Source organism: Halomonas sp. KM007, assembly GCF_050709225.1.
Lineage (GTDB): Bacteria > Pseudomonadota > Gammaproteobacteria > Pseudomonadales > Halomonadaceae > Vreelandella > Vreelandella hamiltonii.
Genome location: NZ_CP136131.1, coordinates 21,841 through 44,596 on the forward strand (window position 1 = coordinate 21,841; position 22,756 = coordinate 44,596).

A 22,756-nucleotide genomic window follows, 5' to 3' on the forward strand; every position below is an offset into this window, starting at 1 on the left:
TCACTCCTCGCGGGAAGTCGGTTCGGCAGAGCGCTGCGCGGCGCGTCCACGGGGGCCATTGAAATAGTCCTGTATCCACTCGTCGTCGGTCTGGGCGACTTTCTCCAGGGTGTCGGCCACCAGCACGCGCTTCTGGGATAACACCGCTACGCGGTCGCAGGCGGCGTAGAGCGTGTCCAGGTCGTGGGTGACCAGAAAGACGCTGAACCCCAGGGCGTCTCTCAAGGTGACCAGCAGCTGATCGAAGGCGGCGGCCCCGATAGGGTCCAGCCCGGCGGTGGGTTCGTCGAGAAACAGAATGTCAGGGTCCAGGGCCAGGGCGCGAGCCAGCGCGGCGCGCTTGACCATGCCCCCCGACAGCGACTCGGGGAACTGTCGCGCCGCCTGCGGGGGCAGGCCGACCAGCGCCAGCTTGATGCGCGCCAGGTACTCGGCTTCTTCTCGGGACAGCTTGGCGTGCTCGATGAGGGGGAGCGCGACGTTTTCCTGTAGCGTCAACGAGCTGAACAGGGCGCCACGCTGGAAAAGCACGCCAAACCGCCGTTCGACCTGGCTGCGCTCGGCATCGCTCAGCTCGTCGAGCCGGTTGCCCAACACGTCGATGCGGCCCCCATCAGGCTTCTTGAGACCGACGATACTGCGTAGCAGTACGGATTTGCCGGTGCCCGACCCGCCGACCACGCCGAGAATTTCACCGCGCTGCAGCGTCAGGTCGAGGTCTTCGTGGACCACGTGGCTTCCAAAGCGGTTGACCAGCCCCTCGACAGTGATGGCCGCGTGGTCGTCTCGGGCATTGGGGGTCTTGTGGTGTTCCTTTACCATCCCATCTCCATGAAAAAGAGTGCCGCCAGGGCGTCCAGTAGAATCACCATGAAAATGGATTGTACGACGCTGGAGGTCGTATGGGTGCCCACGGACTGGGCACTGCCGCTGACCTTGAAGCCTTCCAGGCAGCCAATCACGGCAATCACGAAAGCAAACACCGGGGCCTTGCTCATGCCCACCAGAAAATGCGTCACCGAGACGTCGTTCTGGAGCGTGTCCATGAATTGGGTCAGGGAGATATCCAGCGAGAGGGTGGCGACCATGGCGCCACCGACCAGGCCACTGAGCATGCCGACGAAGGCCAGCAGGGGCAGGCTGATCAGCATGGCCATGACCCGGGGCAGCACCAGCAGCTCGATGGGGTCCAGCCCTTGGGTTTTGAGGGCGTCGATCTCCTCGTTGGATTTCATGGCCCCCAACTGCGCCGTGAAGGCGCTGGCGGTACGCCCCGCCAGCAGAATGGCCGCCAGCAGCACGCCGAATTCACGCAGGAAGGAAAACGCCACCAGATCGATGGTGTACACCGTGGCCCCAAAGTCTTCCAGCACCGTGGCCCCGAGAAAGGCCACCACGGCCCCCACCATGAAGGTCAATAGGGCCACGATGGGCACGGCATTCAGGCCACTTTGCTGCACATGGGCCACCGTAGCGGTGATGCGCCAGCGGCTGGGCCGAAACACGAGCGGGGCGAAGGCCGCCAGCACCAGACCGATGAACCCCAGCAGTTGACGCTGCTGAGACCACAAACCGCTCATCTGCTGACCGATGGAAGCCAGCGCTTCGCTGACGCGAGAGGCGCGCGGTTGGTCATTTTCCAGCGGGGATGCCATGGCCTCGGCCAGACGCATCAGCAGAGCTTGCTGCGCGTCCGGTAGCTCGCTGGCCCACTCATTTACCTGCTTGGCGTTGTCAACGCCTACCAGCTCGATGACCAGCGCGGCGCCCGCCGTGTCCAGTTTGTCGAAGCCGGGCAGCTCGATAGACGCCTCAGAGACCTCCTGCTGTCGATTCAGCGTGTCTCTCAAGGCCGAATAGTGGCGAAGCGTCCATTCCCCGTGCAGCGCTATGTGATCATCGTGTTGCGTGACCCACTCGTTTGGCATCCCTGCTCCCTATGTGTCGACAAGGCGATTAATGCTCCATGATGCATTCAAACGAGCGTTAATGAAAGGTCGCCGGCAACGGGATTAACGTGAAGCCCCATATTTGGGGGCGAGTTCCTGCTTGATGCGGGCAGCGACCTCCTTGAGTCGTGGGCCAAGATTGTTGACCAGGCGATCATGATCCAGCCGCAGGCTGGAGCCGCCACAGTTGATGGCCATGACTTCCGCACCATCTTCCAGAATCAGTGGCATCGCCACCGCGCTGATATCCCGCTGCCAATCCTGTTCGGAGAGGCAGAAGCCGTACTCGGCATAGTCGCGCAGGCTCTGTTCGATGCCCGCCTGCAGGCGGGGCCAGTCGCTGCCATGAAACGCGGCCAGCTCTTGCATCACCTGATGGCGACGCTCGCCAGACAGCCCGCAAAGCCACGCGCGCCCGATGGCCGACGTGGCGATGGGCAGCCGGGAGCCCACGTCCAGGCGAATGATCAGCGGGCCGTGGCCATGGCAGGTTTCCAGATACACCATGTCGCTGCGGTCGGCGCTGCCCAGGCTGACGTTACAGTCGGTGGCATCGGCAAACTGCTGCAGATGGGGGCGGGCGACTTCGCGTATCCCCATGTTGGCCAGAAAGCGGTAGCCCAGTGCCAGCACCCCTGGCCCCAGGCGGTACTTTTCCAGATGGCGGTTATGCTGCAAGTAGCCAAGCTGGGTCAGCGTGTAGGTCAGCCGTGACACCGTGGGGCGGGGAATGCGGGTGCGATTGGAGAGCTCTGCATTGCCCAGGTACTCCTCGCCCGTTCCAAAGGCGCGGAGCAGTTCCAGCCCACGCGCCAGCGCGGTGACGAAGTTGCGGTCTTTTTCGGAGGGTTGCGGCTCATCAGCAGCGGCGTCGGTGGGTTCCATCAAGCGTCTCGGCTAATCGTTCATTGAGTGGCAAGTATCGCATACCTGCGCTGGGGCGATGCAAAGCGTGATGACAAAGTGCCATCAACGCTTGGCCTGCGTCAGCGGTCCAGGCGCTCGATGATGGAGGCAATGCCCTGACCTACGCCGATGCACATGGTCACCAGCGCATAGCGCCCGCCGGTGGCTTCCAGCTGGCGCAGGGCCGTGAGGGCCAGGCGCGCGCCCGAGGCACCCAGCGGATGGCCGATGGCAATGGCGCCGCCGTTGGCATTCAGGCGTGGGTCGTCGGCGGAAAGCCCGAGCTGCTGAACGCAGCCCAGCACCTGCACCGCAAAGGCCTCGTTGATTTCGATGACGTCCATCTGTGCCAGCTCAAGGCCAGCCCGGGCCAGCGCTTTTTGCGACGCTGGCACCGGCCCCAGGCCCATCACCCGAGGGGCAACGCCCGCCACGGCGCTGGCGACGATACGGGCGCGCGGGGCAATCCCGGCACGCTCGCCCGCAGCCAGGGTGCCGACGATCAGCGCCGCCGCGCCGTCGTTCAACCCGGAAGCGTTGCCTGCGGTCACGACGCCGTTGTCGAACAGCGCACCCAGCCTGGCCAGTTTCTCTTCGGTGCTTTCCGGCCTGGGGTGCTCGTCCTTGTCCACCCGCAGCGGCGGCTGTTTGCGCCCTTGGGGCACTTCGACGCCAAACATCTCGCCGTCATAGAAACCGTTGGCCAAAGCCTGGGCGTAGCGAGCCTGGGAGCGGGCGGCAAAGGCGTCGCTGGCGTCGCGGCCAATGTTCAGGTCGTGGGCGATGTTATCGGCGGTTTCCGGCATGCTGTGGCTGCCGTACTCCCTGGCAATCCACGGGTTGGGGAAGCGCGAGCCAATCACGGTATCGAACATAAGCTGATTTCGCGCGTAGGGGGAGTCGGCTTTGCCCAGCACGTAGGGCGCACGCGACATGGACTCGACTCCGCCCGCCAGGAACAGCTCGCCTTCGCCCAGACGCGCCGCCCGGGCGGCGTCCATCATGGCGGCCAGGCCGCTGCCGCACAGCCGGTTGACCGTTTGCCCCGCGACGTCGATGGGCAGGCCCGCCAGCAGCGCCCCGTGGCGGGCCACGTTGCGAGAGTCTTCGCCCGCCTGGTTGGTACAGCCCGCCAGTACTTCTTCGTAGCTTTCTGGGGCAAACGGATTGCGCGCCACCAGCGCTTTTAACGTCAATCCCAGTAACTCATCCGGGCGAATGGCCGCCAGGCTGCCGCCATGGCGGCCAAAAGGGGTGCGTAATCCGTCGTAGATATAGGCGTCTTGCATGGTTGTTCTCCTTGTTTGGGTGAGCCGTATCGGCAACTGGGTTGTCAGCCCGTTGGCCCGTCCGTCAGGGACATGCCCAGAGCAGCGCGACGGCGCAGCCACGGGCTGGGGCGGTAGCGGGGGTCGCCGGTGGCGTCCAGCAGGTTGTGCAAAATGGTGAGGATGCGCGAGGCGCCGTAGTGGTCGCCCATGCGTAGCGGGCCGAACGGATAGCCTAGGCCGAGTTCTACCGCCCGGTCGATGGTGGCAGGCGCTGCGACCCCTTGCTGAGCGATATCCGCCCCGACATTGACGATGCAGGCCACCACCCGCTGCAGCACGAAGCCATTGCTGTCCTGAAGTGTGCTGACCGGCGTGCCATCGGCATTGAGCAGGCTGGCTGCGGCCTCGATGAAGCCTTCGCGGGTCAAGGGCGACGCCATCAGGCTGCGGCGCTTTTCCAGCCCTGCCAGCATGTCCACCGCCACGCACTGCTCGGCGTTCAGGCCCTGGCGCAGGGCGCACTGGGTGGTGTCTTCGCCCAGCGGCGTCAACAGACACAGCGCCTCGGGAGAAGGCTGCTGCCCGCTCTCCAGCGGCCAACCAGCGGCCTCGACCAGCCCGGCAAGCTGAGCGGCGCTGTCCGGGTCCTCCCGGCTGATCCACACTGGGCAAGCAGGCGTCGACTGGCGGGGGCGCTCCTCTGGCATCTGCTGCTGGCCCTCCACGTAGCGGTAGAAGCCTTCGCCGGTCTTGCGCCCCAGCAGCCCCGCTGAAAGCCGCTGGCGGGTCAGGGGTGAGGGCCGAAAGCGCGGCTCTTCATAATATTGGTGGTACACCGATTCCATCACCGCATGGGAAACGTCGAGACCGGTCAGGTCCAGCAGCGTGAATGGCCCCATGCGAAAGCCGCCCTGGTCGACCATGATGCGGTCAATGGTGGCGGGGTCGGCCACGCTCTCGCTCAGAATACGCAGCGCTTCGGTGCCAAAGGCTCGCCCGGCGTGATTGACCAGAAAACCGGGGGTGTCGGTGGCCTGGGCGGTGAAGTGGCCCATGGCAGACCCCAGGGCATCGACCCGCTGGGTAACGCTGTGATCCGTTCTCAGCCCCGGAATCACCTCGACGATTTTCATCAGCGGTACCGGGTTGAAGAAGTGAAAGCCAATCACCCGTTCAGGGTGCTGGCAGGCGGCCGCAATCGCGGTCACCGACAGCGAAGAAGTGTTGGTGGCCAGCACGGCATCCTGGCGAACGATGCTCTCCAAATCGCCAAACAACTCCTGTTTGGCGTCCAGCTTCTCGACAATGGCTTCGACGACGATGTCGCAAGGGGCCAGGGCGGTGAGATCGCGGGCCTCGATCAGTCGCTCGCCATACTGCTCGGCCTGAACCTGGGTCATTCGCTGCTTGTCGGCGCTGCGTTGCCATAACCCTTGAATGAAGGCTTTCGCTTCCGCCACCGCGCCTTCCTTGACGTCAAATAGCATGACCTTCAGACCCGCCTGCGCGGCGAGCTGGGCAATGCCTCTCCCCATGGCCCCCGTGCCGACAATGCCGAGAGTGGTGAACGAATGGGCGATTGGGTCATTGGACATGGGTCAACATCCTCGCTGTGAGCGCTTTTGTTCTGCATTGCAAAATAGCATTTCGTTTATTGACTGCCATCCTAGGCTATGCAAAAGTGCCTGACAAGAGAGTGAGCGCTGGTTTCGCCATGCAAAACCATTAGGCGAGGCAGTGTGCAGGGCAGAGGTGTCGACCACCTATAAAGCGCATTGGTAGGCATCACTGCCCCGAAAACGCCAACCATAAAAATATCGTTGCCCCAGGAGCCGTCATGATCCGTGATCCCGAACTGCTGAATCAGTTGGTTGATACCATTGCCCGTTTCGTCCGGGAGCGTTTGATTCCCAATGAGGCCCGGCTGGCCGAAGAGGATGCAGTGCCCGCCGAGATCCTGGCCGAGATGAAGGAGATGGGGCTGTTCGGACTGTCGATCCCCGAAGAGTACGGCGGCCTCGGGCTCACCATGGAAGAGGAAGCCCTGGTAGCCATGGAGATCGGCAAGACCTCCCCGGCGTTTCGTTCGGTGTTTGGTACCAACAACGGCATCGGCGCCCAGGGGATCTTGATCGATGGCACCGATGCCCAGAAAGCCAAGTACGTGCCGCGGCTGGCCACCGGCGAGATTCTCAGCTCGTTCTGCCTCACCGAGCCCGACTCTGGGTCGGATGCTGCCAGCCTGCGCACCACCGCCGTTCGCGATGGCGACCACTACCTCTTGAACGGCACCAAGCGCTATATCACCAACGGCCCGGAAGCCGACCTGTTCACCGTGATGGCGCGTACCGACCCGGACAACAAAGGCGCGGGCGGTATTTCAGCGTTTATCGTTGAGGGCGATACGCCAGGCCTGATTCGTGGCCCGGCAGATAACAAGATGGGCCAAAAGGGCGCGCATACCTGCGACATCATCTTTGATAACTGCCGGGTGCCCGCAGAAAACATCATTGGCGGCAAAGAGGGCCAAGGGTTCAAAACCGCCATGAAGGTGCTGGATCGTGGGCGCCTGCATATCTCTGCGGTGTGTGTGGGCGTAGCCGAGCGATTAGTCGAAGAGTCGCTGCGCTACACCATGGAGCGCAAGCAGTTTGGCGCGCCGCTGGCAGAGCACCAGCTGGTGCAGGCAATGCTGGCAGATAGCAAGACCGAGGCCTATGCGGGCAAAACCATGGTGATGGATGCCGCCAGACGCAAGGACGATGGCGAAAACGTCTCCACCCTGGCCTCCTGCTGCAAACTGTTCTGTGCCGAAATGGTCGGCCGCGTGGCCGACCGGGCCGTGCAGGTTCATGGCGGAGCAGGTTACATGTCGGAATACGCCGTAGAGCGCTTTTATCGCGATGTGCGTCTGTTCCGCATTTACGAAGGAACGACGCAGATCCAGCAGCTGGTGATCGCGCGCAACATGGTGCGGGAGGCGTCCTGATGGCTCTGTCGGTCCCTTACCAAGCGCCAGACGAGACGATTTTTGGACGCCTAGCGAGCGAGCTGCTGGCGGAGCTACCCGAGCGCTTGAGCACCCGCGTGCTGGAAAACGCTCAGCGCCTGGCGGATCACCCTGCCCTGGTGGATGGCAGCGTCCGCTGGAGCTACGCCGAACTGGGGCAAGAGATCCACGCTGCCTGCAATTGGTTGAGCGCCTTGGGCGTTCGCCCCGGCGACCGGATCATGACGGTCAGTGAAAACTGCCGGGCGCTGGTGGTGTTACTGCTGGCCGCCAGTGAACTGGACGTCTGGGTAGCCATCGTCAACTCGCGTTTGTCGGCGCAAGAGGTAGACGCGATTCGCGGGAATTGCCAGCCTCGGCGCATCTTCTATACCTGCGAGGCCTCTGCCGAAGCGGTTCAGCACGCCCAGCGCCACGCAGCCAACCGTTACCAGCACCCTCAACTGGGTAGCCTGGCCATTTCGCCACTGTGCGATAGTGAGCCCGAGCCCGTAGAAGCCAGCGGCGCCGAACAGGTGGCGGCGATGATCTACACCTCGGGCACCACTGGAACGCCAAAAGGCGTGATGCTCACCCATCGTGGCATTCTGTATATCGCCTCGATTTCCGGTGGCATGCGCCATCTCAACGAAGGGCAGCGGGTGTATGGCGTGCTGCCCATGTCCCATGTGTTTGGCCTCTCGTCGGTGTGCATGGGCTCGCTGTACAACGGGGCTTGCCTGTATACCGTACCGCGCTTCGAGGCGCCGCACCTGCTGGCCACTTTGAAAGAGGAGCGCATTACCGTACTGCAGGGGGTGCCCGCCATGTACGCTCGGGCCCTGGAGTACCTGAAGCGCGAGCAGCGGGCATTGGAAGCACCGGCGCTCATTTATATCTCGGCAGGCGGTTCACCCCTGGACAGCGATACCAAGACCCGGGTCGAGGCCGCGTTTGGTCTGACCCTGCACAATGGTTATGGCCTCACCGAAGCCAGCCCGACCATCAGCCAGACGCGTATCGACGACCGCCACCAGAACAGCACCGTGGGCCGGGTGCTGCCGCTGCTGGAGTATCGGCTGGAGCCCTTGGGCAGTCACGGCACCACCGAGAACGCAGGAGAAGAAGTGGGCGAGCTCTGGGTGCGTGGCCCCAACGTCATGAAAGGCTATTTCCGCCAGCCGGAGGCGACCCGCGCCACCCTGACGGAAGATGGCTGGCTCAATACCGGTGACATCGCCAGGCTGGATCACGACGATCGGCTCTATATCGTGGGCCGCAGCAAAGAGCTGATCATCCGTTCGGGCTTCAATATCTACCCGCCGGACGTGGAGGCGGTGATCAACGAGCACCCGGCAGTCACCCTGACCGCCGTGGTGGGGCGGCAGGTGGCGGGCAATGAGGAAGTGGTGGCGTTCGTTCAGTGCGAGCCGGGTATCGAGGTCGATATGGCCGAACTCAAAGCTTTCATTGCCGAACGGCTGGCGCCCTACAAGCGGCCAACCCAAATTGTCTTGATGGAGTCACTGCCATCCACCGCCAGCGGGAAAATTTTGAAAGGGCGGCTGCGGGATCTGGCCCAGCAGGAGAGTGCCTCATGAGCGAAACAGACAGCCCAAGCACCTCGACCACGCCCCAGGCGCTGATGGGCTATCACGAATTGCTGGGGATGCACGTAGTCGAGTGGCAAGAGGGGCGCGCGGTGGTGGAACTCACCATCGAGCCCAAGCACCTGAACCGCAGCGGCAACGTCCACGGCGGCGTGCTGGCCTCGATGCTGGATAGTGCGCTGAGCCTGGCGGGCCTGCACTGCGATGTGCCGGGCAACATTCGTCGTGGCATGACGCTGTCACTGACCACCACCTTCGTGGGGCCCGCCCGGCAGGGCATATTGCGCGCCACGGGCACCCTGCGCGGGGGCGGCCAAAAGACCTACATGACCAGCGGTGACATCGTCGATGACCAGGGCCGCCTCGTGGCCATGGGCGAGGGGTCGTTTCGCCGCCGCAGCGGCAGCGAGTCGGCTCACGGCATGCCGGACCCACAGGCGGAGGAGCCAAACGAGTGAGCCCAGCCCGTGTGCGGGTCTCCTGCCTGCTGCTGGTAACGCTGGCCACCCTGATCCATCTGGTAGGGGGCAGCGTGCTGTGGCAGGCCGTGGGCATTGTCGCGCTGCTGCTTTACCTGGCGACCCTGCGGAGCCAGTTGACGCGTATGGCCAAGGGGCTGCTGTGTGCAGCGGGCCTTCTGACTTTGCTGGCGCTGTGGCGCTCGCCAACCCCCGGCCAACTGCTGTTCGAGGCAAGTGGGCGCTTTGCGTTCTTTGCCACTTTCGTGGTGGCGCTCAGTATGCTCAGGTTGCCCGCCTATCGCTCCCGTCTGGTGCGCCGCTGTGGCCAGAGCATGCTGCTGCAGCCCCCGGGCCGCCGTTACCCGATTCTCTCGCTGGGGTCGGCGCTGTTTGGGATCATCCTGAACATTGGCGTGCTCAACCTGTTTGCCGCCATGATCGAAAAGAGCAATACCCTGAGCGCCGCCCAGGGCCGTACCTGGGTGCAGCAGGCGCGCCAGCGTCGCATGATGCTGGCGTTATTGCGCGGTTTTTCGCTGGCCCCGCTGATTTCGCCCATGGGCATCGGGGTGGCCGTGGTGCTTTCCAGTCTTCCCCAGGTCACCTGGCTACAGCTAGCCCCTTACATTATGGGAGCGGCTGGGCTGATTTTCATGGCAGGCTGGGCGGTGGATTACCTGACGGGGCCGCATCCGCCCGCCAACAAGTCCTCTGTTTCCCCCTCGCTACGCCCTCTGGCCCAGTTCAGTGTGCTGCTGATCGGCATCGTGGCACTGGTGTTTTCGCTGTCATGGCTGCTGGGCGTGCGCCTGCCGATTGCCGCACTGCTGGGAGCCCCCAGCGGGGCGCTGCTATGGCTTGCCTGGCAGCGGCGCCGGCTGGGTTACGCCGGGCTGCCTGCAGCGCTAACGGCGGTTCATCGCCAGCTCCCCTGGCTGCTGTCGCCCAGCGCCAACGAGATCGTGGTGCTGGGGGCGGCGGGCTATCTGGGGCATCTGTGTGTGGGCCTGGTGGATACCCAACAGCTTGGGCCGCTGCTGGCGGTGCTTGGCCCGCTAGGCGCGTTCAACGCGGTGTTGGCAATGCTGATGGTGGTGGGGCTGGCGCAAATAGGCGTCAACCCGATTGTCACGGTGACGCTGTTGGTGGGGTTACTCCCCACGCTGGGTATTGAGGGGTTAACGCCTGCGCTGATAGGGGCCTCTTTGATGGTGGGCTGGGCGCTGGCGCTAATGTCGTCGCCGATGACGGCCTCTATGCTGATTCTTTCGCGCTTTACCCGCGTGCCTGCCACCCGCATTGGCTACCGTTGGAATGGCCGCTTTCTGATCACGGTGATCCCGCTGTTAGCGTTATGGTTTGGTTGGTCGCCGTTCTAAGGCGGTAGGTAGCATGAAACGCTTGACCTTTGGCAGGTGTTTTTTTATTGTTCTTTTAATAAAGTGAAATATTATTTTGCTATGCGGAATAAAAAGCTGATGGTTCAATCGCTGGAGCATGCCTTATGAAAATCCTCGTCGCGGTAAAACGCGTCATCGACTACAACGTCAAGATCCGCGTCAAGGCGGATCATTCCGATGTGGATCTGACCAACGTCAAGATGGCCATGAACCCCTTCTGCGAAATCGCCGTGGAAGAGGCCGTGCGTTTGAAAGAGAAGGGAGCGGCCAGCGAAGTGGTCGCCGTGACGGTAGGTCCCAAGGCCGCCCAGGAGCAGCTGCGCACCGCGCTGGCGCTGGGCGCCGATCGCGCCATCCACATCGAGACCGACGAGCGCGTCGAATCGCTGGCGGTGGCCAAACTGCTGGCCAAGGTGGTGGATGAGGAGCAGCCTGGTCTGGTGATTCTTGGCAAGCAGGCCATCGACACCGACAATAACCAGACCGGCCAGATGCTGGCGGCGCTGACCAATCTGCCCCAAGGCACTTTCGCCTCGGAAGTCGCCATCGATGGCGACAAGGTGAACGTCACTCGTGAAATCGACGGCGGCCTGCAAACCGTCGCCCTCACGCTGCCCGCCATCGTCACCACCGACCTGCGCCTCAACGAGCCACGCTACGCCAAGCTGCCGGACATCATGAAGGCCAAGAAAAAGCCGCTGGACGTCAAGACCCCCGCCGACTACGGCGTTGAAGTGGCCTCCAAGGTCACGCTGCTCAAAGTAGAATCCCCGGCGGAGCGCAAAGGCGGTATCAAAGTCGCCTCGGTGGACGAGCTGATCGACAAACTGAAAAACGAAGCCAAGGTGCTTTAAAAGGAGCTGATCTCATGAGCATTCTGGTACTTGCCGACCTGCATGAAGGTCAGTTGGCCAGCGCCACCGCCCACGTCGTGGCAGCCGCCCAGGCGATCGGTGGCGATATCGATGTACTGGTCGCCGGTGAAGGCGTCCAGGCCGCCGCCGAAGCCGCCGCGACACTCGACGGCGTGAGCAAGGTGCGCGTGGCAGACAACGCCGTCTACGCCCATCAGCTTGCCGAGCCCATGGGCGCGCTGCTGGTTGAGCTGGCGGGCGATTACACCCACGTGCTGGCCAGCGCCTCCACCACGGGCAAAAACGTCCTGCCGCGCCTGGCGGCACTGAAAGACGTCAGCCAATTGTCAGATGTGATTGGCGTCGAAAGCGCTGATACCTTTCTGCGCCCGATCTACGCCGGTAACGCCATCGCCACGGTGAAAAGCGACGACCCGCTGAAAGTCATCACCGTGCGCACCACCGCCTTCGATGCGGTAGGCAGCGGCGGTAGCGCCAGCGTGGAAGCCGTGGACGTGGTCGTCGACAACGCCCAGTCCAGCTTTGTGAAGCAGGAGCTGGCACAAAGCGACCGCCCGGAACTCGGCGGTGCCAAGGTCGTGATCTCCGGCGGCCGTGGCATGGGCAATGGCGAGAACTTCAAACTGCTGGACGGCATTGCCGACAAGCTGGGCGCGGCCATCGGTGCGTCTCGTGCGGCGGTGGATGCCGGCTTCGTACCCAACGACATGCAGGTCGGCCAGACCGGCAAGATCGTCGCCCCCGAGCTGTACATTGCGGTGGGTATTTCAGGCGCGATTCAGCACTTGGCGGGCATGAAAGACTCCAAGGTGATCGTCGCGATCAACAAGGACGAAGAGGCCCCGATCTTCCAGGTAGCCGACTACGGCCTGGTGGGGGATCTGTTCGAGATCCTGCCGGAGCTGGAGAGCAAGCTGTAAACCTCCTCTAAAAAGCCCCGAAAGGGGCTTTTTTCGCTTCCAGCTTTTAATAAAAATTAGCGAGTAGCTTATGCTGACCCAACTGACTGCCTCGATGACGCTGCCGGTGATCGGCTCTCCCATGTTTATCGTTTCTGGCCCTGAGCTGGTGATTGCCCAGTGTCAGGCGGGCATCATTGGCGCGTTTCCTGCGCTGAACGCCAGGCCTGCGGAAGTGCTTCGGGAGTGCCTGCAGCAGATTACCGCGACGCTGGAGGACTATAACGCTCAGCACCCGCAACAACCCGCCGCACCGTTTGCGGTGAACCAGATCGTGCACCCCACCAATGACCGCCTGGAGCACGATGTAGCGCTATGCGCTGAGTTCAAAGTACCGCTTATTATCACCAGCCTGCATGCGCCCAATCGGGTGGTTGAGCAAGTACACGCCTATGGCGGCTTGGTATTTCACGATGTGACTACAATAAGACACGCTAAAAAAGCCATCGAGGCCGGGGTGGATGGGCTGATTCTGGTCTGCCATGGCGCAGGCGGCCATGCGGGGCGGCTCAACCCTTTCGCGTTTGTAGCAGAGGTGCGGCAGTTTTACGATGGCCCACTGGTGCTGGCCGGGGCGATTACCAAAGGCGAGCAGATCGTCGCCGCTCAGGCGCTGGGCGTGGACATGGTGTACATGGGCACGCGCTTTATTGCCACCCAGGAAGCCAATGCCCAGCCTGCTTATAAGCAGATGGTGCTGGAGGCTGCTGCCGGGGATATCGTCTACACCAACCTGTTTACCGGCGTGCACGGCAACTATCTTCGCCAGAGCATCGAGCTGGCCGGGTTGGACCCGAATGCGCTGCCCGAGGGCGACAAGAACGCCATGCGCTATGGGTCAGGTGGCAGTAGCAAAGCAAAAGCGTGGCGGGATATTTGGGGTGCCGGGCAGGGAGTGGGGGGTATTACCACACTGAACAGCGTGGCCGATGAGGTCGCCACGCTGCGAGCGGATTATCAGCAGGCACTAGATCACTTGCGGCGGCGTTGACGAAAGGCGGCCACGCGGGTGTGAAAATCCTCGGTGGCCTTACAAGCATCCTGCAGCTCGCCTTCAAGCGTGAGGGTCTCGTCGAGGGATAGGTTCCCCGCTTGCCGCATGGCCCGCTTCGTTGCCCCCAGCGCTTGGGGGGATTGCGCCACCAGCGCCTGTGCCAGCCCGCGGGCTTCGGCTAACACCTGATCATCTTCCACCGCCCGGTTGGCCAAGCCCAGCGCCACGCATCGCTCGGCATCTATTGGGGTAGCTAGCGCCGCCATCTCAAACGCTTGGGCGTGGCCTAGTTTGCGCACCAAGTGCCAGCACGCGCCTCCATCGGGAATCAAGCCGATATTGATAAAGGCCAGTTTCAGGTAAGCCGAGCGGCCCATGACCACCATGTCGCTGGCTAGCACATAAGAGACACCAATTCCCGCAGCGGCACCGCTGACCGCTGCGATCACCGGCTTCTCCATGGTCATCATGGTGCGCAGCGCCGGCAGAAAAAGCGTCGCCAGCCGCTCGCTGGCGGGCTGTGTGGAGGCTTTCTCGAACTCTGCCAGGTCGGCACCGGCGCAGAAGGCGCTGCCTTCGCCGCTGAGAATCACGCAGCGCACCTGTGAGTCCGCTGCCGCCCTGGCAAGGGCTTCGTTGAGTGCCAGGGCCGTGGGCTCGCTGAGGGCATTGCGCACCGCTGGGCGCGCAATGGCGATATGGGCAATACCGTCTGCCGTTGGGTGGACCCGCACCAGCGGCGTGTCTTGCTGACTCATATTCGGCTCCTCAGGCAGCGTCCAGCTGTTCGCCCAGCGTTTCAAGGTGGAAGTCGCTATCGCCCAGGTAGTGATCGAACATGACCAGGTGCTTGGCGTAATGGGCCACGTAGCACTCTTCGGTCATGCCCATGCCGCCGTGCAGCTGAATGGCCTGTTCGGCAATGAAGCGCGCTGATTCTCCGCAGTACGCCTTGGCTGCGGCCAGCCTGGCATCCCGTTCCTGGGCGGGCAGCGAGAGGCTGGTGGCGGCAAGAATCGCCATGGAGCGCGACTGCTCCAGGTGCAGGTGCATGTCCACCATGCGGTGCTGCAGCGCCTGAAACGTGGCCAGCGGCAGGCCAAACTGCTTGCGCTCTTTCAGGTACGCCAGTGTCTGGTCGCAGGCGGTTTCCATGGCGCCGATGGCGTCGGCACACAGCGCTGCCCGGCCTAGGGCCAATACTTCTGATAGCGCCTCACCGGCGTCTTCGCTCAGGCAGTGCTCCAGCGGCAGGGCCACGTCGTCCAGCATCAGGTCACCGGCGGGCTGGTCATCCATGGTGCGATAGATGCGCTGCGAAACGCCCTGGGCATCGGCAGGCACGATGAACACGCCTAACTGGCCATTGGGCAGTTGGGCGGTGACCAGCGTGGCGGCGGCATTGGCCAGGTTCATGACCACGTCCTTGCGGCCATTGAGCAGCCACTGGCCGTTGTGCTGGCGCGCGTGGGTCGATATATCGAACGCGTCATAGCGGGCGGCGTGCTCTTGCCAGGCCAGGGCAAGCTGGTGCTCGCCTTCCAGCAGCGGCGCCAGCCATCGCGCCTGCTGTGCCGGACTGCCACATAGCGCCAGCAGTTGCCCGGGCATGACCAGCCCAAACAGGTAGGCTTCCGGGACCAGGCCGCGCCCCAGTGCCTGCATGATGATCATCAAGTCGGTGCCGTCGCCGCCCAGCCCTCCAACGTCTTCGCTGAACGGCATATGCAGCAGCCCCAGTTCGGCAAAGGTACGCCACAGAGGGCTGGCGACGTGTGACGGCGCTTCCAGCAGAGCGCGGCGCTGTTCGGGGGATACCTGGTCGGCCACCAGGCGTGTCAGTGTCTCTTCGAGCATACGCTGCTCGTCGGTGAGTGCGAAATCCATGGTGACCCCTTACATGCCTAGAATGGTTTTAGCGACGATGCTCTTTTGAATCTCGTTGGCGCCGCCATAAATCGACAGCTTGCGACGATTGAAGTACTGAGCGCTGGCAGCAGCGCTCTGGGCATCGGCGTCATCCAGCGTGTCATCACCGTGGAGAAACTCGGGAAAGAACGGCAGCGCGGCAGGCCCCAGCGCACGGCGGGTCAGTTCGCTGAGCTCCTGGCGCAGCTCCGAGCCGCGTACTTTCAGCAGGGAGCTTTCCGCCCCGGGAACGCCGCCCTCCCGGGCGGCGGCAATCACCCGCAGGTTGGTGACTTCCAGCGCCATCAGCTCCAGCTCGGCTTTGATCACCCGTTGGCGAAAGCTGGGCAGCGCCAGCAGCGGCTTGCCGCGATGCTGCATACGGGAGGCCAGCGACTTCAAATGGCGCAGCGCCTGCTTGGCGTGGCCCAGCCCGGCAATGCCGGTGCGCTCGTGGGTGAGCAGGAACTTGGCACAGGTCCAGCCTTGGCCCTCGTCACCCACGCGGTTTTCCACCGGCACGCGCACGTTATCGAGGAATACTTCGTTGACTTCATGGGCACCGTCGAGGGTGATGATCGGGCGTACGGTAATGCCGGGGGTCTGCATATCGATCAGTAAAAAGCTGATGCCTGCCTGCTTTTTGGCCTGAGAGTCGGTGCGTACCAGGCAGAACATCATGTTGGCGTGCTGTCCCAGGGTGGTCCAGGTTTTCTGGCCGTTGACCACATAGTGGTCACCGTCACGCACCGCTCGGGTCGCCAGACCAGCCAGGTCCGAGCCAGCGCCCGGCTCGGAGTAGCCCTGGCACCACCAGTCCTGATTGTCGAGAATGCGCGGCAGGTAGTGTTGCTGCTGCGCGACGCTGCCGAACTTCATGATCACCGGCGCCACCATGTTGACACCAAAGGGGACGACCGTGGGAGCGTGGGCGGCAGCGCACTCTTCATCGAAGATATGCCGCTGCACCGGCCCCCAGCCCGGGCCACCGTGTTCGACTGGCCAGTTGGCGGCGAGCCACCCCCGTTCACTGAGAATGTTCTGCCAGCGCAGGTGGTCGTCGGCGCGCAAATGGCGCCCTAGACGCACCCGCTCACGGATGTCCTCGGGCAGTGAGTCGCTGAGAAATTGGCGGACTTCCTCGCGGAACGCCTGCTCTTCGGGGCTAAACGTCAGGTTCATGAGTGTGCATTCCTGGCAGTGGTCGATGAGGTGTCGGAGGCGGGCTGGGCCAGCGTGGCCTGGCGGTGAGCCCCGCCTGAATGCCGGGGGTAGCCCAGGGCTTCCACCGAAAGCAGATCGATATCGCTTTCCCGGTAGCAGGCTCCCTGCTGGGCCAAAGCCAGGCTGGCCTGCTCCAGCGCCGTTTGGATGCCTTGGGCAGGCGCTTGTGCGGCGGCGTCATGCAGGGTACTCAGCACGCCAGGGGAGCGCGTCACGACCACATTGGCCCGCAATGCCTTGAGGGTTAACGCCGCCCGCTGCTGGTCCAGCGCGCTGGCGTGGTGATTGACCAGTTCATGGAAGGCGCCATGCTCAGCCAGCACCAGGCTCAAGGAGGTCGAGGGCAGGTCTGTGTCAATGTGTTCGTCAATGTCTTTGTCAATGGCTGCGTCAAGGGCTGCGCTGATGGGGGCAGTAAGTGGCCGCAGCGCTAGCGTGACGGCTTGGCCGGGGCAGATGCTGGCATCCGCGCCGGGCGCCAGCAGGCACAGTTCGGTGTTGGCGTCTGCTGTGGGTGTCAGCGTTATCCCCGCCCGCTGGGCGGCCTGCTGCAGCGTGTCGAACAGCGGGTGTTCACCGATCAGCGCTAGCTGGGTGAAGGGGGCCGCGTTCTCTACGCCGGGCACCAGGTGAGGGCTTCGGGCAGCAAAAAAGAGGTGGATCAGTCCTGCCCGTTGTGGGGAGTCCATGCAGGCCAGAAACATTGCCCGCTCCTGGCGCAGGCCCTCTTCCAGCGATGCCGCCTGGGTGCAGGCATCGATGGCTTCGACGATGCGAAACGGCGAAAACAGCTCCGGAACGCTGCGTTCAAGCTGCGCCCGCATGGCAGCCATGGCCTGAGGGTCGGCGTCGGGTGCGGGGAGCTGCCCGGTAATACGCGTTGTCTGCTCTCCCGCCAGCACTGCTCGTGCAGCGGCAAGCCCGGCTTCCAGCGGCGTTGCGGCGTCGCTGATGGCATCGAGGATTCCGATGGCATGGGCTTCCGTAGCCTCCACGAAGCGCCCGCTGGTGATGATGTCCAGTGCATTTGCCACGCCAGCCAGCCGGGGTAGACGTTGGGTGCCGCCTGCGCCGGGTAGCAGGCCGAGCTTCACTTCTGGCAGGCCAACACGAGTGCTTGCCAGCGCCACGCGATAGTGGCAGCCCAGCGCGACTTCCATGCCTCCCCCCAGCGCCGTGCCGTGCAGCGATGCCACCAGCGGCTTGGGACATGCTTCCAGTTGGCTAATCACGTCTGGCAGAAGCGGCGCCTGGGGCGGTTTGCCAAATTCGCGGATATCTGCCCCGGCGATGAACGTGCGGCCCTCGGCCATGACCACCAGCGCCTGGGCCTGCTGGTCGGCGATGCCTTCTTGCAGCGCGTCGAGCAAACCGCGCCGCACGGCCTGGCTCAAGGCGTTGACCGGTGGGTTGGCGATACTGATGACGCCCACCTCGCCATGCCGCTGGTAGTGAACACTCATGATGGCTCCCGTGTTTCGCTATATGAAACTAAGCATTGTTATTTGGAATATACATCGATCATGGCGAAAGACGCCGCTGGAGTCAATAATTCAAAACGTAGTTTTGCATTGCGGAATTTATGGCTTTGAATAAAAGGCCGCACAGTGGCGGCCTGGGGTAAAATATGAGGCGAAATATGAAGCGCGGCGTGAGGCAGGCTTGTTGAGGTAGGCCTGGCGATGAGGTGCGCATGGGACACCCGCCACGTCAGCGTAAAGTGGCCCACCGCAGCTCGCCGTCTTTTCAGACAGAGCCTAGAACACTGGTTTCAACCCAGCCTCTTCCAGCGCGGTGCGACGCACCTGCATCCAGCCGTCGATGAACGCCGTTTCGTCTTCGGGGGCATCGGCTTGATACGCTTCCCAGGTCTCCATCAACAGCTGTTGCCGCGCTACCAGGGCGTTCTGATGGGCCTCCATGGCATCGTTCCACACGCCGGTCTGTTGGTAGTAAGCCACCACGGCATCGTGGAAGGGCACCACCCAGGTCAGGTTCTGGTTTTCCAGCGCATAGCCGCTGGCGCCGGGGGCGTTGTCCTTGTAGTCGTCAAAGGACTCGACCAGCGTGGTGATCAGCCCGGTAACGGTTTCCGGTGCCAGGTCGGCGTTACTCACCATGATCGGGTAGGGGTAGCTGGCGCTGGCCAGCGGCTGCTCGGCATCGATACCCGCGCCAGAGGTCACGTCGTGGGGCTGAAAGTAAGGGGCTACCTCCAGCATGCGTGCCCAGCCTGCGTCATCGTCCGTGGGTAGCGCTGGCCACTGCAAGCCGCGTGGGCTGGCCGCCAAGCGCTGGGCCGCCGGAGTGACTGTGGTGGTAATCGCCGCATCGGCACGGCCGCTGATGATGCCGTCGAAGGCGGCGTTGTAACCGGGGAAATCGACACGCTGCACGTCATCCCAGGTCAGCCCGGCAAACGCCAGATAGGCTTCGGCGGCCTTGTTCAGGGCATCGTCGCCACGCAGGTAGGCTAGCCGCTTGCCCTTGAGGTCGGCGATGGAGTCGATCTCCACATCGCCAGCTACCGCCATGCCCAGCCCGAAGCTGGCCATGGCGGTGGAAATGACGCGAATGGGCTGGGGCCCCCAGTCCGGTCCGGCAAACATCATGACGCCTTCCGAGCCGTAGTAGCTGGCAATGCCGCAGGCGCACAGATCCACGCGGCCAGTTTTCAGCGGCGTCATGCGCATGGTGTCGTTTTCACCCGGAATAACGCGGGACTGAGTGCCGTGCTCCTCTTGTAGCAGCTGGCTGATGGCCATAATCTGCGCATGGCCACTGGTGCCGGTGCCATACGCGGTCCAATTCAGTGTGCTAGGCATGGCGCTGGCGCTTCCAGCCGCCAGCAGGCCTGCCGTTAAACTACCGAGTACGAGGGTGAGGTTTGTTTTTGTGCTCATAAATATCCTCGAAGGTGGTATTAAGCGTTGGCAGTGAGCGAACGCTGGTGATGGCGCTGGCTAAGCCGCGCAAGCGCAACGCCTGGTAGCAGCGCCGCTGCGGCCAAGCCAATTAATTCCCACTGGCTGAAAGGCACCATGCCGCCACCGGGCAACGCCAACAGCAGGCCCGCGATGAGCACTAGCGCGCGAATGACGATTTCCTGCAGCGCGCCGTAGCCCAATCGCCCAACACCCATCAGATACCCTTGCATGGCAGAGGCAAACAGAATGATGCCGATGACTGCCTGGATAAACACGGCAATGATCATCAATGGTTCGCCCTGCATGATCAGCGCGGGGTTCAGCACGAACAGGAAGGGGATAAAGTAAATCACGCTGCCTAGGCGCATGGCCTGCAGGCCGGTTTCCATCGGGCGGGCACCGGCCACGGTGGCAGCGGCAAAGGCGCCCAGTGCCACGGGTGGCGTGATAAAGCTGAGCATGCCCCAGTAGAGGATGAACATGTGCACCGCCATGGGGTCTAGACCGCCGCCTTGAATCAGCGCAGGAGCGAGTGCCACCGCCAGGAAGATATAGGCTGCTGTGACGGTCATGCCAATGCCCAACACAAAGCTTGTAACCGCGCCCATAATTAGCAGCAATGGTACGCTGCCGCCGGCGATATTGATAAAGTCGTTGGCAATGGTGCCCGACAGGCCGGTCATGGAGAGCGCGCCTACCAACATACCCACGCCCGCCAGAATGGCGATAAGCTCAGCAAACAGCTTGGCCGCTGACGAGAGCGTCTCGGTGACATCCTTCCAACCCCAGCGGTTCTGCTTAGAGAGCTGGTTGAGCACTAACAGCAGGGCGGTCGCATAGAACGGGGCAACCGCTTCGCGCTGCATGATCAGCAGCATCCACACCAGCAGGCCGAAGACGAAGATAAAGTACCAGCCCTCTTTGAGCGTTTGCTTAATTGAAGGCAGCTCAATCGCGGGTAAGCCCTTAATATCATTGCGGGCCGCGTAGGCATCAATTTGAATGAACAGGCCAAGGAAATAGAGAATCGAGGGGATGACCGCTGCCAGCGCCACCGCTGAGTAGGGAATATCCAGGAACATGGCCATCACGAAGGCGGTGGCACCCATCACCGGGGGCATCAATACGCCACCAGTTGAGGCGCAGGCTTCCACACCGCCCGCAAACGAGCGGCTCATGCCAATTCGGCGCATGGCCGGAATCGAGAGCACCCCTGTGGTCAGCACGTTACTGATCACGCTGCCGCTCATGGAACCCATCAGGCCGCTTGAGAAAATTGACACCTTAGCCGGGCCGCCGCGTACATGGCCTAAAAGCGCAAAGGCTAAATTAATGAAGAATTTGCCGCCGCCGCTTTTTTGCAGCACCACGCCAAACACCAGAAAACCAATCACCAGGCCCGCAAAAGCCTGTAGCGGAACCCCCATGATGCTTTCGGTGCTCATGGTGTGGTACATCGCCGTTTCAGGCAGGCTAGAAGGGAATGCCTGGATGGGGCCAGGAACGATATCGGCTACTAAGGGGTAGAGAGAGAACACACCGGCAATGATGGCAATCGGCAAACCGCCGGCTCGGCGGGCGGCTTCGATAATTAATACCCAGTAGGCATAGCTGAAATAAATGGCGATATCTGGAGCTGCAAACGCCCAGCCGCGCTCAAGAATAGGCACGGCGTTGTAAACAAAGTAGCCGCCTATGATGAGCGTCGCGGCGCTCAACAGGTAGTCATACCAGGGAATCGATTGCTCCTGCAGGCTGCTACGCATCGGCCACAGCAGAAACACGAGCGGCAGCAGCAGCGCCACCACTGCGTAGTAAAACTGGGTTTCTAGCCCGGTCACAAACGTGAGCCAGCCCACGTTAAACAGGTAGTCCAGCGTCATCATCATTAATAGCACGGTGACGGTGGCAGGTACCCAGCGAAGGGCCGAGGGCAGCTCGCGTATTTGGCTGATTTTTTCTTTAACCTGCGGTGTGTTGGCAGTGGGCGTATCAGTGGTCATAGGGCGTTCCATCAATCAGCAGGGGCGGCGGACACCGCCCCATGGCGAGTTACTCGAAGATCGGCTCGAATCCAGCACTGCTAAGCGCCGTGGCGCGGGCGGCCATCCAATCGGTGGTAAACGTCTCGGCATCGCTGGGGGCGTCTTGCATAAATTGCTCCCAGGCTTGCATCAACACATCTTGACGCTCAACGAGTTGGTCTTGGTGTGCCTGCATCTCATCGGTCCACACGTCGATCTCTTTGTAGTACTCCACCACTGCGTCGTGGAAAGGGATTACCCACTGCAGATCCTGGTACTCCAGCGCGTAGCCCACTGCACCTGGCGCGTTATCTTTGTAGTCGTCGTAGTTTTCCTGCATCGCTTTGATTAAACCGTAAGCGACACTGTCATCAAGATCCTGGTTGGCGACGATGATCGGGTACGGGTAGCTGGCGCTGGGTACCGGGTTGTCGGCGCTAATACCGCCTGCACCGGCGGTGACTTCATGGGGGCGGAAATAGGGTGCCACCGCCGCCATGCGCTCCCAGCCAGCTTCATCGTTAGGGTCAAGCACCGGCCAGCTAACCCCCCGTGGGCTGCTCGCGAGCTGCTGAGCGGGCGGTGTAACGGTGGTAGTAAAAGAGGCGTCCACATCACCGGCAATAATGCCGTCGAAAGAGCGTGCGTAGCCGGGGTAGTCGACGCGCTCCACGTCGTCCCAGGTGAGCCCGCCAAAGGCCAGATATGCCTCGGTGCCTTTGTTCAGCGCATCGTCACCACGAATGTAGGCAATGCGCTTGCCAGCCAGGTCCGCCGGGGTTTCAACGCCCAGGTCGCCTGCCACGGCCAATGACAGGCCGAATGACGCCGTGGACGTGGTGATCACGCGCAGCGGCTGTGGGCCCCAGTCGCGATCAGCGAACATCATGACCCCTTCGGCGCCGTAGTAGCTGGCGATACCGCAGGCGCACAGGTCGACACGCCCTTGTTTCAGGGGCGTCATGCGGGAAACGTCGTTGTCGCCGGGCAGGATGCGCACCGAAGAGCCGTAATGGTTCTGCAGCATGTTGCCGATGGCAACGGCCTGGGCGTAGCCGCTGGAGTTGGTGCCGTAGGCCGTCCACGCCATGGTGCGCGGCAGTTCTACTTCGCTGGCGTGGCTGACGGCCGCACCCAGTAGAGAAAGCGGCAGGGCGGTGATGAGTAGGCGGTGAGCAAATGGATGCATTTTCATGCTCCTTTATTGTGGTTGTGATGGTCGCTATCAGGTTGTTACGCTTTGCTACATTGTGTTTTGC

The 22,756-nt window shown here is 62.5% G+C and carries 19 protein-coding genes; 7 read left to right on the forward strand and 12 right to left on the reverse strand.

Features of this window, described 5'->3' with window-relative positions:
* The 5 genes from RVM27_RS00095 to RVM27_RS00115 all read right to left on the reverse strand — a co-directional run bounded on the left by RVM27_RS00095 (nucleotide 1) and on the right by RVM27_RS00115 (nucleotide 5,721).
* A complete protein-coding gene (locus tag RVM27_RS00095) occupies nucleotides 1–822 on the reverse strand; it encodes an ABC transporter ATP-binding protein (protein WP_498941472.1) in 822 nt (273 codons plus the stop codon).
* A complete protein-coding gene (locus tag RVM27_RS00100; protein ID WP_193461933.1) occupies nucleotides 816–1,928 on the reverse strand; it encodes an MlaE family ABC transporter permease in 1,113 nt (370 codons plus the stop codon). Before RVM27_RS00100 ends, RVM27_RS00095 begins: the two co-directional genes overlap by 7 nt.
* 84 nt (nucleotides 1,929–2,012) lie before the next feature.
* Complete coding sequence (locus RVM27_RS00105; RefSeq protein WP_227408077.1) at nucleotides 2,013–2,834, reverse strand: IclR family transcriptional regulator; 822 nt, start codon at nucleotides 2,832–2,834, stop codon at nucleotides 2,013–2,015.
* A 101-nt stretch (nucleotides 2,835–2,935) separates the two neighbouring features.
* Nucleotides 2,936–4,144, reverse strand: coding sequence for a 3-oxoadipyl-CoA thiolase (locus RVM27_RS00110; protein WP_498941470.1), 1,209 nt, complete (start codon nucleotides 4,142–4,144; stop codon nucleotides 2,936–2,938).
* A gap of 44 nt (nucleotides 4,145–4,188) precedes the next feature.
* Nucleotides 4,189–5,721: a 3-hydroxyacyl-CoA dehydrogenase gene (locus RVM27_RS00115; RefSeq protein WP_287808127.1), complete on the reverse strand. Its 1,533-nt coding sequence runs from the start codon at nucleotides 5,719–5,721 to the stop codon at nucleotides 4,189–4,191.
* Between the two features lie 242 nt (nucleotides 5,722–5,963).
* On the opposite strand from RVM27_RS00115, the gene RVM27_RS00120 reads away from it, so the two are divergent.
* From RVM27_RS00120 to RVM27_RS00150, 7 genes are all read left to right on the forward strand, one after another.
* Nucleotides 5,964–7,115: an acyl-CoA dehydrogenase family protein gene (locus RVM27_RS00120; protein WP_287808125.1), complete on the forward strand. Its 1,152-nt coding sequence runs from the start codon at nucleotides 5,964–5,966 to the stop codon at nucleotides 7,113–7,115.
* On the forward strand, nucleotides 7,115–8,716 hold the full coding sequence (locus tag RVM27_RS00125; RefSeq protein ID WP_498957100.1) for a class I adenylate-forming enzyme family protein: 1,602 nt from the start codon (nucleotides 7,115–7,117) through the stop codon (nucleotides 8,714–8,716). Before RVM27_RS00120 ends, RVM27_RS00125 begins: the two co-directional genes overlap by 1 nt.
* Nucleotides 8,713–9,183 (forward strand): PaaI family thioesterase, encoded by a 471-nt coding sequence (locus RVM27_RS00130; RefSeq protein ID WP_287808119.1) that lies wholly within the window; start codon nucleotides 8,713–8,715, stop codon nucleotides 9,181–9,183. Before RVM27_RS00125 ends, RVM27_RS00130 begins: the two co-directional genes overlap by 4 nt.
* Nucleotides 9,180–10,565, forward strand: a complete 1,386-nt coding sequence (locus RVM27_RS00135; protein ID WP_498957101.1) for a hypothetical protein — start codon at nucleotides 9,180–9,182, stop codon at nucleotides 10,563–10,565. Before RVM27_RS00130 ends, RVM27_RS00135 begins: the two co-directional genes overlap by 4 nt.
* Nucleotides 10,566–10,690: 125 nt before the next feature.
* Entirely contained in the window at nucleotides 10,691–11,440 is a 750-nt protein-coding gene (locus RVM27_RS00140) for an electron transfer flavoprotein subunit beta/FixA family protein (protein ID WP_498957102.1), read from the forward strand.
* A gap of 14 nt (nucleotides 11,441–11,454) precedes the next feature.
* Nucleotides 11,455–12,381 carry an electron transfer flavoprotein subunit alpha/FixB family protein gene (locus RVM27_RS00145; protein WP_498941463.1) on the forward strand — a complete coding sequence of 309 codons (927 nt, stop codon included), beginning with the start codon at nucleotides 11,455–11,457 and terminating at the stop codon, nucleotides 12,379–12,381.
* 70 nt (nucleotides 12,382–12,451) lie between these two features.
* Complete coding sequence (locus RVM27_RS00150; protein WP_498941462.1) at nucleotides 12,452–13,411, forward strand: NAD(P)H-dependent flavin oxidoreductase; 960 nt, start codon at nucleotides 12,452–12,454, stop codon at nucleotides 13,409–13,411.
* On the opposite strand, the gene RVM27_RS00155 is transcribed toward RVM27_RS00150, so the two are convergent.
* The 7 genes from RVM27_RS00155 to RVM27_RS00185 form a co-directional block, all read right to left on the reverse strand.
* On the reverse strand, nucleotides 13,393–14,172 hold the full coding sequence (locus RVM27_RS00155) for an enoyl-CoA hydratase/isomerase family protein (RefSeq protein WP_287804291.1): 780 nt from the start codon (nucleotides 14,170–14,172) through the stop codon (nucleotides 13,393–13,395). The genes RVM27_RS00150 and RVM27_RS00155 overlap by 19 nt on opposite strands.
* A 10-nt stretch (nucleotides 14,173–14,182) precedes the next feature.
* Entirely contained in the window at nucleotides 14,183–15,301 is a 1,119-nt protein-coding gene (locus RVM27_RS00160; RefSeq protein WP_287804289.1) for an acyl-CoA dehydrogenase family protein, read from the reverse strand.
* A 9-nt stretch (nucleotides 15,302–15,310) separates the two neighbouring features.
* On the reverse strand, nucleotides 15,311–16,504 hold the full coding sequence (locus tag RVM27_RS00165) for an acyl-CoA dehydrogenase family protein (RefSeq protein WP_498957103.1): 1,194 nt from the start codon (nucleotides 16,502–16,504) through the stop codon (nucleotides 15,311–15,313).
* Nucleotides 16,501–18,009 (reverse strand): enoyl-CoA hydratase/isomerase family protein, encoded by a 1,509-nt coding sequence (locus tag RVM27_RS00170; RefSeq protein ID WP_498957104.1) that lies wholly within the window; start codon nucleotides 18,007–18,009, stop codon nucleotides 16,501–16,503. Before RVM27_RS00170 ends, RVM27_RS00165 begins: the two co-directional genes overlap by 4 nt.
* 294 nt (nucleotides 18,010–18,303) lie before the next feature.
* Nucleotides 18,304–19,449 (reverse strand): TAXI family TRAP transporter solute-binding subunit, encoded by a 1,146-nt coding sequence (locus tag RVM27_RS00175; RefSeq protein WP_498957105.1) that lies wholly within the window; start codon nucleotides 19,447–19,449, stop codon nucleotides 18,304–18,306.
* 20 nt (nucleotides 19,450–19,469) lie between these two features.
* Nucleotides 19,470–21,476: a TRAP transporter permease gene (locus tag RVM27_RS00180; RefSeq protein WP_498957106.1), complete on the reverse strand. Its 2,007-nt coding sequence runs from the start codon at nucleotides 21,474–21,476 to the stop codon at nucleotides 19,470–19,472.
* 49 nt (nucleotides 21,477–21,525) lie between these two features.
* The gene (locus RVM27_RS00185; RefSeq protein ID WP_498941456.1) at nucleotides 21,526–22,686 is read right to left on the reverse strand and encodes a TAXI family TRAP transporter solute-binding subunit; all 1,161 of its coding nucleotides are present in this window, start codon (nucleotides 22,684–22,686) and stop codon (nucleotides 21,526–21,528) included.
* Nucleotides 22,687–22,756: the final 70 nt, after the last annotated feature.

Excerpts from the sequence above, each read along its gene's own strand:
- RVM27_RS00185 (WP_498941456.1), bottom strand. The coding sequence starts at position 22,686 with ATGCATCCATTTGCTCACCGCCTACTCATCACCGCCCTGCCGCTTTCT.
- RVM27_RS00130 (WP_287808119.1), top strand. The coding sequence starts at position 8,713 with ATGAGCGAAACAGACAGCCCAAGCACCTCGACCACGCCCCAGGCGCTG.
- RVM27_RS00155 (WP_287804291.1), bottom strand. The coding sequence starts at position 14,172 with ATGAGTCAGCAAGACACGCCGCTGGTGCGGGTCCACCCAACGGCAGAC.
- RVM27_RS00145 (WP_498941463.1), top strand. The coding sequence starts at position 11,455 with ATGAGCATTCTGGTACTTGCCGACCTGCATGAAGGTCAGTTGGCCAGC.
- RVM27_RS00125 (WP_498957100.1), top strand. The coding sequence starts at position 7,115 with ATGGCTCTGTCGGTCCCTTACCAAGCGCCAGACGAGACGATTTTTGGA.
- RVM27_RS00140 (WP_498957102.1), top strand. The coding sequence starts at position 10,691 with ATGAAAATCCTCGTCGCGGTAAAACGCGTCATCGACTACAACGTCAAG.
- RVM27_RS00105 (WP_227408077.1), bottom strand. The coding sequence starts at position 2,834 with ATGGAACCCACCGACGCCGCTGCTGATGAGCCGCAACCCTCCGAAAAA.
- RVM27_RS00150 (WP_498941462.1), top strand. The coding sequence starts at position 12,452 with ATGCTGACCCAACTGACTGCCTCGATGACGCTGCCGGTGATCGGCTCT.
- RVM27_RS00175 (WP_498957105.1), bottom strand. The coding sequence starts at position 19,449 with ATGAGCACAAAAACAAACCTCACCCTCGTACTCGGTAGTTTAACGGCA.
- RVM27_RS00120 (WP_287808125.1), top strand. The coding sequence starts at position 5,964 with ATGATCCGTGATCCCGAACTGCTGAATCAGTTGGTTGATACCATTGCC.
- RVM27_RS00160 (WP_287804289.1), bottom strand. The coding sequence starts at position 15,301 with ATGGATTTCGCACTCACCGACGAGCAGCGTATGCTCGAAGAGACACTG.
- RVM27_RS00100 (WP_193461933.1), bottom strand. The coding sequence starts at position 1,928 with ATGCCAAACGAGTGGGTCACGCAACACGATGATCACATAGCGCTGCAC.
- RVM27_RS00110 (WP_498941470.1), bottom strand. The coding sequence starts at position 4,144 with ATGCAAGACGCCTATATCTACGACGGATTACGCACCCCTTTTGGCCGC.
- RVM27_RS00180 (WP_498957106.1), bottom strand. The coding sequence starts at position 21,476 with ATGACCACTGATACGCCCACTGCCAACACACCGCAGGTTAAAGAAAAA.
- RVM27_RS00095 (WP_498941472.1), bottom strand. The coding sequence starts at position 822 with ATGGTAAAGGAACACCACAAGACCCCCAATGCCCGAGACGACCACGCG.
- RVM27_RS00165 (WP_498957103.1), bottom strand. The coding sequence starts at position 16,504 with ATGAACCTGACGTTTAGCCCCGAAGAGCAGGCGTTCCGCGAGGAAGTC.
- RVM27_RS00115 (WP_287808127.1), bottom strand. The coding sequence starts at position 5,721 with ATGTCCAATGACCCAATCGCCCATTCGTTCACCACTCTCGGCATTGTC.
- RVM27_RS00170 (WP_498957104.1), bottom strand. The coding sequence starts at position 18,009 with ATGAGTGTTCACTACCAGCGGCATGGCGAGGTGGGCGTCATCAGTATC.